Origin of the sequence: Streptomyces sp. NPDC057654 (genome assembly GCF_042800135.1) — a bacterium.
GTDB lineage: Bacteria > Actinomycetota > Actinomycetes > Streptomycetales > Streptomycetaceae > Streptomyces.
Map to the genome: position 1 here is coordinate 1 of NZ_JBHVHQ010000177.1, position 12,212 is coordinate 12,212.

At 72.6% G+C, this 12,212-nt stretch carries 12 protein-coding genes; all 12 read left to right on the top strand.

The features are described 5' to 3' along the window. Positions 1 to 668 (top strand): PDGLE domain-containing protein (locus ACFU99_RS16130; protein ID WP_384391702.1); only part of this gene is annotated, 668 nt, incomplete at its 5' end. Between the two features lies 1 nt (position 669). Further along, complete coding sequence (gene cbiQ / locus ACFU99_RS16135; protein WP_384391705.1) at positions 670 to 1,446, top strand: cobalt ECF transporter T component CbiQ; 777 nt, start codon at positions 670 to 672, stop codon at positions 1,444 to 1,446. Further along, positions 1,430 to 2,206, top strand: a complete 777-nt coding sequence (locus tag ACFU99_RS16140; RefSeq protein WP_384391707.1) for an energy-coupling factor ABC transporter ATP-binding protein — start codon at positions 1,430 to 1,432, stop codon at positions 2,204 to 2,206. Before cbiQ ends, ACFU99_RS16140 begins: the two co-directional genes overlap by 17 nt. Before the next feature lie 133 nt (positions 2,207 to 2,339). Beyond that, on the top strand, positions 2,340 to 3,527 hold the full coding sequence (locus ACFU99_RS16145; RefSeq protein ID WP_384391710.1) for a serine hydrolase domain-containing protein: 1,188 nt from the start codon (positions 2,340 to 2,342) through the stop codon (positions 3,525 to 3,527). A gap of 84 nt (positions 3,528 to 3,611) precedes the next feature. Beyond that, on the top strand, positions 3,612 to 4,394 hold the full coding sequence (locus ACFU99_RS16150) for an SDR family NAD(P)-dependent oxidoreductase (protein WP_384391713.1): 783 nt from the start codon (positions 3,612 to 3,614) through the stop codon (positions 4,392 to 4,394). Between the two features lie 193 nt (positions 4,395 to 4,587). Next, the gene (locus ACFU99_RS16155; RefSeq protein ID WP_384391717.1) at positions 4,588 to 5,064 is read left to right on the top strand and encodes a cobalamin B12-binding domain-containing protein; all 477 of its coding nucleotides are present in this window, start codon (positions 4,588 to 4,590) and stop codon (positions 5,062 to 5,064) included. Next, positions 5,061 to 6,380, top strand: coding sequence for a methylaspartate mutase (locus tag ACFU99_RS16160; protein ID WP_384391719.1), 1,320 nt, complete (start codon positions 5,061 to 5,063; stop codon positions 6,378 to 6,380). The genes ACFU99_RS16155 and ACFU99_RS16160 overlap by 4 nt, the downstream gene beginning before the upstream one ends. Further along, the gene (locus tag ACFU99_RS16165) at positions 6,377 to 7,372 is read left to right on the top strand and encodes a transporter substrate-binding domain-containing protein (protein WP_384391722.1); all 996 of its coding nucleotides are present in this window, start codon (positions 6,377 to 6,379) and stop codon (positions 7,370 to 7,372) included. Before ACFU99_RS16160 ends, ACFU99_RS16165 begins: the two co-directional genes overlap by 4 nt. Positions 7,373 to 7,496: 124 nt before the next feature. Beyond that, positions 7,497 to 8,579, top strand: coding sequence for a DMT family transporter (locus tag ACFU99_RS16170; protein WP_384391725.1), 1,083 nt, complete (start codon positions 7,497 to 7,499; stop codon positions 8,577 to 8,579). A 175-nt stretch (positions 8,580 to 8,754) separates the two neighbouring features. After that, positions 8,755 to 9,798, top strand: coding sequence for an aspartate-semialdehyde dehydrogenase (locus ACFU99_RS16175; RefSeq protein ID WP_384391728.1), 1,044 nt, complete (start codon positions 8,755 to 8,757; stop codon positions 9,796 to 9,798). Beyond that, on the top strand, positions 9,795 to 11,003 hold the full coding sequence (locus ACFU99_RS16180; RefSeq protein ID WP_384391731.1) for an aspartate kinase: 1,209 nt from the start codon (positions 9,795 to 9,797) through the stop codon (positions 11,001 to 11,003). The genes ACFU99_RS16175 and ACFU99_RS16180 overlap by 4 nt, the downstream gene beginning before the upstream one ends. Positions 11,004 to 11,057: 54 nt before the next feature. Further along, a complete protein-coding gene (locus tag ACFU99_RS16185) occupies positions 11,058 to 12,131 on the top strand; it encodes a TauD/TfdA family dioxygenase (RefSeq protein ID WP_384391733.1) in 1,074 nt (357 codons plus the stop codon). The last annotated feature ends 81 nt before the right edge of the window (positions 12,132 to 12,212 follow it).

Here is a 12,212-nt window from a genome sequence, read left to right on the forward strand (position 1 = left end):
GGGCCTCGCCGGCGAGCACGGTCGCGCCGGTCGGCACAGTGTCCCCGGCCGGCTCGGGCCCGGGCTCGTCGCCAGACACCCCCGCCGGCAGGGGAGCGGGCGCCGAGTCGGGCGCGGCCGCCGGTACGGACGTCGGCGCCGGTACGGGCGCGGGTACCGGCCCGGAGCCGGCCGTCGGCTCGGGCGCTGCTGCTCGTACGGGCGCTGGTGCCGATCCGCGTCCGGCCGTTGACGCTCGTACGGGCGTGGGCGCCGGTCAGACCTCCGGTGTGGACCCGGCCCCCGCCGTCTCATCCGCCGCCGACGCACCCCCGGCCCCCGCCCGTTCCGCCCGCCGCCTCAAGCTCGTCGGGCTCGTCGCCGCGCTCGCCCTGGCCGGGTTCGGGAGCTACTACGCCTCCGCCAGCCCCGACGGGCTGGAGAAGGTGGCGCATGACAAGGGGATCGACCGGAAGGCGGAGGACCACGCGGCGAAGGGCTCCCCGCTCGCCGACTACCAGGTCAAGGACGTCTCCAACGTCCGGCTGGCCGGGGGGCTCGCGGGGGTGATCGGGGTCGGGGCGACCCTCGTCGTCGGCACCGGGGTCGCCTGGACCGTCCACCGCCGTCGTACGCGCGACGCGGCCACCGCCCCCGCCGCCGAGGTCCGCGAGCGAGGGACCGCCTGACATGGGCGCGGGCCACGCGCACCGGCTCTACCGGCACGGGGACTCGCCCGTGCACCTCCTCCCGCCGCACTGCAAGATCGCGGCCGGCTTCTGCTTCGTGCTCGTCGTCGTCTCGACGCCGCGCACCGCGCTCTGGGCGTTCGCCCTGTACGCGCTGCTGCTCGCGGCCGTCGCGGCGGCGGCACGCGTGCCGCCCGGCTTCCTCCTCAAGCGGCTGCTGATCGAGGCGCCGTTCGTGGCGTTCGCGGTGCTGATGCCGTTCCTCGCTCAGGGCGCACGGGTGCACGTACTCGGGCTGTCGCTCAGCGAGTCCGGACTGTGGGGCGCGTGGAACATCCTCGCCAAGGGGACGCTCGGCGTCGCCGCGTCCGTACTCCTCGCCGCGACCACCGAGCTGCGCGCCCTGCTGCTCGGGCTCCAGCGGCTGCGGCTGCCGCCGCTGCTCGTACAGATCGCGACCTTCATGATCCGCTACGGCGACGTCATCACGGACGAGATGCGCCGGATGCGCGTCGCCCGCGAATCGCGCGGCTGGACGCCGCGCGGCGTGCGCCACTGGGGGGTGCTGGGCAAGTCCGCCGGGGCGCTCTTCATCCGCTCGTACGAGCGCGGCGAACGCGTGCATCTGGCCATGGTCAGCCGCGGCTACGCGGGGGCCATGCCGGTGATCGACGAAATCGCCGCGACGCGCGCGCAATGGGCGCGCGCCGCCGTACTGCCCCTCGCCGCGCTCGCGGTCTGCCTGAGCGGATGGACATGGGATGGATATGGACCCTGACCCGACAGCGATCCCGTCTCTCGAAGTGTCCGGGCTCGCCTTCGCCTACCCGGACGGCCACCAGGCCCTGTTCGGCGTCGACCTGACGGTCGCCCGCGGCGAGCGCCTCGCGCTGCTCGGGCCGAACGGCGCGGGCAAGACCACCCTCGTACTGCACCTGAACGGCATCCTCGACGCGGGCGCCGGGACCGTGCGCGTCGCGGGCCTGCCCGTCGAGAAGCGGAATCTCGCCGAGATCCGCCGCCGGGTCGGCATCGTCTTCCAGGACCCCGACGACCAGCTCTTCATGCCGACGGTCCGCGAGGACGTCGCGTTCGGCCCCGCCGCGGCCGGGCTGCGCGGCCCGGAGCTGGAGGCCAGGGTCGTACGGGCGCTGGAACGCGTCGGCATGGCCGCCTTCGCCGCCCGGCCGCCGCACCACCTCTCGTACGGGCAGCGGCGGCGCGTGGCGGTCGCGACGGTGCTCGCCATGGAGCCGGAGATCCTCGTGCTCGACGAGCCGTCCTCCAACCTCGACCCGGCCGCCCGCCGCGAACTCGCCGACATCCTGCGGTCGTTGGACGTCACCGTGCTGATGGTCACGCACGACCTGCCGTACGCGCTGGAGCTGTGCCCCCGCGCGGCCGTCCTCAGCGACGGCGTCATCGCGGCCGACGGAGTCACCCAGGAGCTGCTCTGCGACGACGCCCTGATGCGCGCCCACCGCTTGGAACTGCCCTTCGGATTCGACCCGCGTTCGGTTACCGTGCCGATGCGCTGACCCCGGTCCGCGAGGAGCGGCGGGCGCGTTGCACCATGGAGGTGCAATAAGTGCAATCAGAAGCAATCGGTACACGCGGTACCCGCACGGCAGGTGCGGGGGCCGGCACGGGCACAAGTGGGAGTGCGGTTCAGTGGTGGACGTCCAGGGCACGGTGGCGGACGGTTTCGAACCGGTCCGGGACGCCTTCGCGGCGAACTTCGCGCGGCGCGGCGAACGGGGCGCCGCGGTCGCCGTCTACCGGGACGGCCGCAAGGTCGTGGAGCTGTGGGGCGGGGCGCGGGACGCCGACGCCGGGCCGGACGGCGCGCCGTGGGAGCGGGGCACCGCGCAGGTCGTGCGGTCCGCCACCAAGGGCGTCGCCGCCGCCGTGCCGCTCCTGCTGCACCAGCGCGGACTCGTCGACCTGGACGCGCCGGTGGGCCGGTACTGGCCCGAGTTCAAGGAGAACGGCAAGGAGCGGGTGCTCGTACGCCACCTGCTCGCGCACCGCGCCGGGCTGCCCGTGCTCGACCGCCCGCTCACCCTCGCCGAGGCCGTCGACGGCGTCAGCGGCCCGCGCGCCGTCGCCGCCCAGGCCCCGGCCTGGGAGCCCGGCACGGCGCACGGCTACCACGCCCAGACGTACAGCTGGCTGATCGGCGAGCTCGTACGGCGCGTCACCGGCCGGACCATCGGCGGCTGGATAGCCGACGAGATAGCCGGGCCGCTCGGCCTCGACCTGTGGGTCGGGCTGCCGGAGGGGGAGCGGGGGCGGGTCGGCCGGCTGGCCCCCGTCGAAGCGCCGGTCCCGCCGGCCTCGCAGGGGCTGCGCGTGCGGCCCAAGAAGTCGGTCGCCGACGCGTACGGCGACCCGGGCTCGCTCACCCGCCGGGCCTTCGGCGCCATCGATCCGGCGCCGGACGAGAACGACCCCGCCTACAGCGCCGCCGAACTGCCCGCCTCCGCGGGCGTCGCCACCGCCGAGGCGCTGGCGCGCTTCTACGCGGCGCTCATCGGCCAAGTCGACGGCCGGGCCCGGCTGTTCGCGCCCGCGACGCTCACCCTGGCCCGTACGGAGGAGTCCGCGGGCCCGGACCGCGTCCTCGTCGTGAACACCCGCTTCGGCCTCGGCCACATGCTGCACGGCCCGGCCTGCCCCCTGCTGTCCCCCGGCTCCTTCGGCCACCCCGGCCGCGGCGGCTCCCTCGCCTTCGCCGACCCCGAATCCTCCATAGCCTTCGGCTACGTCACCGCGGGCATGCAGCAGAACATCACGGCGGACCCGCGCGCCCAGGCGTTGGTACGAGCGGTGGCGGCGTCTTCGGCGGCCCAGCCGTAGCGCCTCCGTACCGTTGCTATAGATGACACCCGTACTTTCCAGCCCGTCCGGCGTTTGAGGACACTCCAGCCAAAGGAGCCCGCGGTGCAACGGTTCGAGGGATACGCAGTCATCGTCACCGGCGCCGGTCGCGGCATCGGCGCCGCCACCGCCGCCCGCTTCGCCGCCGAAGGCGCCGGCGTCCTGCTCACCGACCTCGACGGCGTACGGGCGAAGGACGCGGCCACCGCGCTCCGCGCGACCGGCGCCGACGCCGAGGCGCTGGCCTGCGACGTGGGCGACCAGGCGGCGGTGGACGCGGCGGTCGCGTACGCGGTGGAGCGGTTCGGGCGGCTCGACGTGCTGGTCAACAACGCCATGTCCTGCCATCCGGACGCCCCGCTCATCGAGGACGAGGACGAGGAGCACTGGCAGCGGGACCTGGACACCACCCTGACCGGCGCGTTCCGCTGCGCCCGCGCCGCGATGCCGCACCTGGCCGCTGCGGACGGCCGGGGCGCGATCGTCAACGTCGGTTCCGTCAACGGCGAGCAGGACTTCGGCAACCACGCCTACAGCGCCGCGAAGGCGGGCCTGGCGAGCCTGACGCGCACCCTGGCGGGGCGGTCGGCGGCGCGCGGGGTGCGGGTCAACCTCGTGGCGCCGGGCACGGTCCGCACCCCCAACTGGCGGGGGCGCGAGGACGTGTTGGAGCGGGCGGCCCTGCTCTATCCGCTCGGCCGGGTCGGCGAGCCGGAGGACATCGCGGCGGCGGTTGCCTTCCTCGCCTCGCGGGACGCATCCTGGATCACCGGTGTCACCCTCCCCGTGGACGGCGGCATCCTCAGCGGCAACAGCGGTCTCAGGGGAGTCCTCAAGGGCGAGTGAGGCGGGCAAGGGGCGCGGCCCCTGGAAATCCCCCTTCCCGCACCCCGTCGCAGCCCCCTTCGCACCGCCCCTGACCTGCGCGATCGGCTGAACCGATAGGGGCATCGTTTCTGTCCCCCAGGCGATCGTGGACCCGGGGGTCCCGCGGCCCGTAACTTCATCTGTGTCGGAGTTACCGAGGCAGGGATTCAAAATGGAAACGATATCCCTGGCACGCACCGGACGATTCGTCGTCACGAGCGTGTCATCAGATGCCCATATGTGGAACCTGGTCTTTCTCCAGCTTTTGCTGGAAGAACGGGGAGGGGAGGTGATCAATCTCGGTGCCTGCGTTCCGGACGAGGTCATCCTCGCCGAATGCCGGCTCGCCAGACCTGATGCCTTGGTGGTGAGCACCGTCAACGGCCACGGCCACCTGGACGGGCTCCGTCTTATCCGTAAGATCCGGTCCGATGCCGAACTCGCCGATCTCCGCGTCGTCATCGGCGGAAAGCTCGGCGTGCGCGGGGCGGCCAATGCGCAGTTCAGCGCCGAACTGGTGGACGCCGGTTACGACGCGGCCTTCGAGTCCGAGGCCGGACTCGCTGAATTTGATTCTTTTCTCGGTGCCCTGGAAAACAATTCCCACCGGCGTGAGCTGGCGGCCGCAGGCGAAGGAGGTGTGAAATGAATGGCGTCACGGCGACGATTCCCGGCGCGGAGCCCGTAGGACAGGGCGCCCCGCAGGGCCGTTTCTCCCGCTTCGTGCGGCGCAACAGCGAGCGGGGCCGGCTGGTCGTGCAGCCCCGCATGGGGTTCGCGGACACGGCGGCGATGCGGTCGGGGCTGGAAGCGGTGAAGACCGCCCGCGGCGCCACCATCGGCACGGTCACCGTCGACAGCTACACCCGCGTCAACGACCACGACGCGGCCCGGCGGGCGCTGCGCGACGGCGACGACCTCAACGGCTTCCCCGTCGTGGCGCACGGCAGGGACACGACGCGGGAACTGCTGGACGGCGTGGCGGGGGAGGACTTCCCCGTGCAGTTCCGGCACGGCTCCGCGCTGCCGCAGGAATTGTTCCGGGCGCTGGTCGAGTCCGGCGCGGACGCCACGGAGGGCGGACCGGTCTCGTACTGCCTGCCCTACAGCCGGGTGCCGCTGCCCGAGGCGACCGCCGCGTGGGAGGAGTGCTGCCGCATCCTGGCCGACCAGCCGGAACCGGTCCACCTGGAGACCTTCGGCGGCTGCATGCTCGGCCAGCTCTGCCCGCCCAGCCTGCTGGTCGCGCTCAGCGTCCTGGAGGCCATGTTCTTCCGGGAGCACGGGGTGCGCTCCCTCTCCGTCAGCTACGCCCAGCAGACCCACCCGGACCAGGACCTGGAGGCGCTCGCCGCGCTCCGCAGCCTCGCCGCGGAGTGGCTGGGGCCGGTGGACTGGCACGTGGTCCTCTACACGTACATGGGCGTCTTCCCGCGCACCGTCATCGGGGCCTTCCGGATGCTGGAGGACAGCGCGCGGCTCGCCGTGAGCAGCGGCACCGAGCGGCTGATCGTGAAGACGGCGGTGGAGGCGCACCGCATCCCGACGATCGCGGAGAACGTGGACGCGCTGGAGTTCGCGGCGGCGGTCGCCGAGGACGAGGCGCGAAACCCCCGGCCGGTCGCCGCGGCGGCCCGGACCGGCGTCTACGAGGAGGCGCGGATGCTGATCGCCTCGACCCTCCAGTTCGGCGACGACGTCGGCGCGGCGCTGGTGAACGCCTTCGCCCGCGGCCACCTCGACGTGCCGTACTGCCTGCACCGCGACAACGCCAACCGCTCGCGGGCCGGCATCGAGCCGGGCGGCGACCTGCGCTGGTCGAACCCCGGGGCCATGCCGGTCGCGGACACCGGCGGCGACCGGCGGCCGGTGAGCGCCCGCGGCCTGATCGACATGCTCGGCTACAACGAACGCCGCTTCGACCGCGAGCAGTTGGTCGGACCCGCTGTGAGGAGTCTGCTGTGAGCGCGACGCTGATGAGTACGGACATAGCGGGTGAGCGGTCCGCGGCCTCGGCCGTCGCCACCGTGGAGCGCGTCCGCCGCGAGGGGCGGCTGCGGGCCGTCGTCAGCCGGGGCATCCGCGGGCTCTCCGCGCGGGACCCCGACGGGCGCTGGCGCGGCCTGGACGTCGACGTCAGCCGGGCGGTGGCCGCCGCGGTACTGGGCGACGCCGACGCCGTGACCTGGCTGCCGACCGATCCGGCCGAGCGGCTGGAGCGGCTGGCGGAGGGCGAGGCGGACCTGGTGACCTGCAATCTGTCCTGGACGCTCGGCCGGGAGACGGGCGGTCCGGTGCTGTTCGCCGGGGTCACCTGCTACGACGGCGAGGGCTTCCTGGTCCGTGCGGCCAGCGGGTTCACGGACCCGGCCGACCTGGCCGGCAAGCGGCTCGCGGTGCAGGCCGGCACCACCAGCGCGGCCAACCTGGCTGCCTGGTACGGGGCGCGCGGCCTGAGTGTCGAGCCCGTGGCCCACCCGACGCCGGGGGAGGCGCTGGCCGCGTACGCGGCGGGCGACTGCGCGGCGTACGTACTGGACCGCATCGCCCTGGCCGGGGCCCGCGCCGAACTCGCCGACCCCTCGGCGCACTCGCTGCTGGAGACGACGATCTCGCGGGAGCCGATGGCGCTGGCCGTGCGGGACGACGACGCGGGGTGGTTCCGGATCTGCCGCTGGGTGTTCCAGTTCCTGCTGACCGCCGAGTACGCGGCGCATGGCGCCGAGGGCGCGGAGACCGCCGCGAGCGCGGCGCGGGAGGCGGCCCGTACGGCCGACGCGCTGGGCCCCGGGCTCGGCCTCGACGACGGCTGGGCGAGCCGCGTGCTGCGGGCCGTGGGCACGTACGGCGACATCTACGAGCGCAACCTCGGGCCGGCGTCCGGCCTGGCCGTGCCGCGCGGGCTGAACGCGCTGTGGCTCGACGGCGGCCTGCACTACGCCATTCCCGCGTACTGAACGCGCAGGTAAGAAATGTGATGACGCGTCAGGCGAGTGGTGCAACGCTCGCCGGGCCGGTACCGCACCACCCCTGAAACCCGCTGTTCCCCCACTCGTATCACCCCCAGAGAAGGAGCATGGCATGAGCACGTCAACAACGCCCTCCGCGGCGACGGCAGCGACGCCGTCCGCACCGGCGCCGGCGGTATCCGCCCCCGCGGCCTCATCGGCCACATCGGCGCCGGCGGCCGCGCCCGCCACGGCCCCGGCGAACAAGGAATCGCGCGGAGCCATCCAGCTCACCGCCGCGATGCTCCTCTCCGGCACCCTCGGCGTCTTCGTCGTGCAGTCCGGCGCCTCCCCGTTCAACGTGGTCTTCTTCCGCTGCGTCTTCGGCGCCGTTTTCCTCGGCCTCTACTGCCTGATCCGCGGCCTCTTCAAGAACCACGGCTTCACCCCCAAGAAGCTCGGACTCGCCGCGCTCGGCGGCGTGTTCATCGTCTTCAACTGGGCGTTCCTCTTCGAGTCCTACCAGGCCACATCCATCTCGGTGGCCACCGTCGTCTACCACACACAACCGTTCTTCGTGGTCCTCCTGGGCGCCATCCTGTTCCGCGACAAGATCACGGCACACAAGGCCGGCTGGCTGGCCGTCGCGTTCATCGGGCTCATCCTGGTCGCCGGCGTCTCCTCGTCCGACCTCAAGGGCGGCAGCACGTACATGATCGGCCTCGGCTACGCGCTCCTGGCGGCCCTCTTCTACGGCCTGTCCACCGTCATCACCAAGCGCGTCACCGGCGTCAAGCCGCACCTGATCGCCCTCGTCCAGGTCGTCCTCGGCATCCCGCTGCTGCTCCCCTTCGCCACCCTGAGCGAGAGCGCGCACTTCGGCAGCGGCTGGGCCTGGCTGGTGGGCCTCGGCCTCATCCACACCGGCGTCATGTACGTCCTGATGTACTCCGCCTACCAGAAGCTGCCCACCTCGAAGATCGCCGTCCTGGCCTTCATCTACCCGGCCGCCGCCATGGTCGCCGACTGGGCCGTCTACGGGCACCACATCAGCTGGGTCCAGGCCCTGGGCATCCCGCTCATCGTCGGCGCCTCGCTCGGCATCAACCTCGGCTGGCACCCCCGGCTGCGCCGCACCCCGGTCGGCTACGTCCCCGCCGCCTCCAAGGCCCTCCAGGCCCCCGGCACCACGAACACGAAGCGCACCGACGTCTGAGAAGGGCGGCCCTGCGGGGCCGTGGGGTCTGAAAGGCCCCGGCGGTCCCCAACGCCGCACCGTCCAACAGCCCCACCGCCCCAACGCCCCACACCGCCCCAACGCACCACCGTCAGAACGTCAGAAAAGGAACCACCGCCCCCACGCACCGCAGTCGCAGTCCGAGGAGGACACCATGCCGCTCGTCAACGACTCCACCGCACCCCGCATCGCGCTCGTCGGCGCCACCGGCGTCGTCGGCACCACCCTGATCCAGCTCATCCGGGAACGCGGCTTCCGCTACCGCTCCATCGACCTCGTCGCCTCCGCCCGCTCCGCCGGCCGCGAGGTGTCCGTTGAGGGCCGCTCCTACCGGGTGCACGACCTGGACGGCTTCGACTTCTCCGCCGTCGACGTGGCCTTCTTCTCCGCCGGCGGTTCCGTCTCCACCACCTGGGTGCCCAAGGCCGTGGCCCAGGGGGCGCTGGTCATCGACAACACCAGCGCCTTCCGGATGGACCCGGACACCCCCCTGGTCGTCCCTCAAGTCAACGCCCACGAACTGGAGAAACGCCCGGTCAGCGGCGTCATCGCCAACCCCAACTGCTCCACCATCCCGCTGGTGCGGCTGCTCCGTGCCGTGGAGGACCGCTGGGGCATCCGACAGGCCGTCGTCAGCACGTACCAGGCCGCCTCCGGCGCCGGCTACTCCGGCATCGACGAGCTCCGCGAAGGCGCCCGCGCCGTCCTCGCCGACGCCGACAGCCCCGGCGTCTCGAAGACCTTCAGCCCCTCGCTGGCCTTCGACGTCATCCCCAGCATCGACCGGAAACTGGACGACGGATTCACCTTCGAGGAGCAGAAGATGCTCCAGGAGTCCCGAAAGATCCTCGGCCTGCCCCATCTCGACATCACCGCCACCTGCGTCCGCGTCCCCGTCGTCAACAGCCACTCGGAGGCCGCCTGGATCGAGTGCGACGGCCCGGTCGACCGCGACGAGCTGATACGGGCCCTGGCCGCGCTCGACGACGTCACCGTCCACGACCGGGAGGAGCTCGGAGCCTTCCCCACGCCGCGCACCGCGGGCGACCCGAACCGCGTCCACGTCGGACGCGTCCGCATCAGCCGCACCAACCCCCGCGCCTTCTGGCTCTGGGCGGTGGCGGACAACGTGCGCATCGGGGCGGCGCTCAACGCCCTCCAGATCGCCGAGGCACTCGTCGAGCGAGGTGTGCTGTGACCGCCAAACCCGCCGAGACCGCCAAACCCGCCGAGACCGCCGCCGCATCCGCTGAGACCGCCGCATCCGCCGAGACCGCTGCGAACGACAGCACCGCCGCGAACGACAGGACCCCTGTGAACACCACCCCCATCACCCTCAAGTTCGGCGGCTCCACCTTCGCCACCCACCACTCGTACCCGGAGCTCGCGCAGGCGCTCGCCGCGCGCCGGGCGAGCGAGCAGCGGCCGCTGGCCGTCGTGGTCAGCGCCATGCCGGGCGAGACGGAGCGGCTGCGCGAACGGCTCCACCAGATCGACGAGCACCCCGAGGACGCGAGCGTCGCCGGACTGCTGACCCTCGCCGACACCGTCAGCGCCCACCTCCTGACCACCGCGCTCCACCAGCAGGGCCTCAAGGCCACCGTCCTCGCGGGCCACCAGCTGGGCCTGACCACCGACAGCACCTACATGTGGGCGAAGGTCCGCGACCTCGACCCGCGGCCGCTGCGGCAGGCGCTGGAGGACCACGACATCGTGGTGGTGCCCGGCGGGCAGGCCGCCGACGCCGAGGGCCGGCCCACCTGGCTCGGCAAGAACAGCTCGGACCTCTCGGCGGTCCTCGTCGCCGCGGCCGTCGGCGCCGACCGGTGCGAGATCCACTCGGACGTGGACGGCGTCTACAGCGCCGACCCCAACCTGGTCACCGGGGTGCGGCTGCTGCGGCAGATGGCCTACGACGCCGCCTCGCTGATGTCGCTGCACGGCGCGAAGGTGCTGCACCGCCGGGCCGTGCGGACCGCCAAGAAGCACGGCATCACCCTCGTCTGCCGGCGCAACCGGGCCCCCTTCGAGGAGGGCACCGTCATCGGCGCGGAAGGCGCCCCCGCCGCCGCGGTGATCCTCAACCGGCACTCGCGCGTACTGGCCTACGCCGACGCGGCGGACGCCGACCGGGCGCACAGCCTCTTCCACGCACAGGGTGTGGACACCGTGCGGCTGGAGGACGGCCCGCACCTCGCCCTGATCGGCGGCTACCTCGATCTCGACCACTTCCAGCGGCAGCACGGATTGCCCGAGTCGCGGCTGGTGGGCATCCCCGTGGCCGAGATCACCGGCAGCCGCGTGACCACCCATATCGCCGCCGACGACACCGAGGCCCAGGAACTCGCCCAGAAGCTGCACGACTCGCTGCCCGTACCGCGCGAAGGCATCCGGCCCCTCTGAAAACCGTCCAGCACACGTCCTGCCACCGAGCACCTACACCGAAGGAGTACCGCCATGAGCACGCCCGTCGTCGACAACCGCCCGACCGCCCCGACCACTTCGAACAGCCGTCCGGCCGCCGCCGCGCAACGGCCCGTCCAGACCCTCGGGCGCATGGTGCTGCCGGACGCGGTGCGCGACGCCATCGGCCGGCAACTGGCGGCCGAACCCGATCCGAACGACCGCATAGACCACGCGATGGCCCGCTACCACCAGATCTTCGCCACCCTGCCGGTCGACCTGCTCCAGCAGATCCTCGACTTCGGCCGGCACACCGACACCCCAGGCGTCGGCTACATCCGCAACCTCCCCGTCGACGAGCGCCTGCCGAAGACGCCGAACGACGGCGGGCCCGCCCGAGACAAGCCCACCTTCGTGGCCGAGGGCGTGCTGCTGGCGCTGTCGGGGCTGCTGGGCGAACCGGTCGGCTTCCTCACCGAGAAGAACGGGCAGTTGGTCCACGACGTCATCCCGGTGCCCGGCGGCGCCATGACCCAGACCAACCAGGGCTCCACCGTCTTCCTCAACTTCCACAACGACATCGTTCACGACCTCATCGGCCGCTATGACGTCAGCAACCCCGATTTCCTCGTCCTGAGCTGCCTGCGCGCCGACCATGAGGGCATCGCCGCCACCCATTACGCGGATGCCCGGGACATCGTCCGGGTCCTCGACGACCGGACCCTGGAACTGCTGCGGAGCCCGCTGTTCCGGCTGAACGCGCCGGGGAGTTACGTACGCGACGTGGCCGGCGACGCCGAGGTGCTCTCCGATCCCGTGGCGATCATCAGCGGCCCCGAGGGCACCCCGGAGATCTCCTCCTCGGCCAACGGGGTGCGGGCCATGACCAGTGCGGCGCAGGCGGCGCTCGACCGGGTGCAGTCGGCCTGCCGCGAGGTCGCCCACGAGGTCTTCCTGCGGCCCGGCGAGGCGCTATTGATCAACAATCGCAAGGGGCTGCACGCCCGTACCCAGTTCACCGCCCGCTACGACGGCGCGGACCGCTGGCTCCAGCGCACCTACGTCCGCCGCAACCAGTGGAGCATCCGCTACCGCCAGACCCCGGAGAACCGCCGCGTCCACTACTGAGCCTCTTACTGACTTTGTTCACAGCACGCACAGCACTCGGCCGAGGGGCCCGGCACGGTCGCGAACCGACCGCGTCAGGGC

What these genes read in the sequence shown, in the direction of transcription:
- ACFU99_RS16140 (WP_384391707.1), top strand. Translation starts at nt 1,430, where the DNA reads ATGGATATGGACCCTGACCCGACAGCGATCCCGTCTCTCGAAGTGTCC.
- ACFU99_RS16155 (WP_384391717.1), top strand. Translation starts at nt 4,588, where the DNA reads ATGGAAACGATATCCCTGGCACGCACCGGACGATTCGTCGTCACGAGC.
- ACFU99_RS16160 (WP_384391719.1), top strand. Translation starts at nt 5,061, where the DNA reads ATGAATGGCGTCACGGCGACGATTCCCGGCGCGGAGCCCGTAGGACAG.
- ACFU99_RS16175 (WP_384391728.1), top strand. Translation starts at nt 8,755, where the DNA reads ATGCCGCTCGTCAACGACTCCACCGCACCCCGCATCGCGCTCGTCGGC.
- ACFU99_RS16185 (WP_384391733.1), top strand. Translation starts at nt 11,058, where the DNA reads ATGAGCACGCCCGTCGTCGACAACCGCCCGACCGCCCCGACCACTTCG.
- cbiQ (WP_384391705.1), top strand. Translation starts at nt 670, where the DNA reads ATGGGCGCGGGCCACGCGCACCGGCTCTACCGGCACGGGGACTCGCCC.
- ACFU99_RS16170 (WP_384391725.1), top strand. Translation starts at nt 7,497, where the DNA reads ATGAGCACGTCAACAACGCCCTCCGCGGCGACGGCAGCGACGCCGTCC.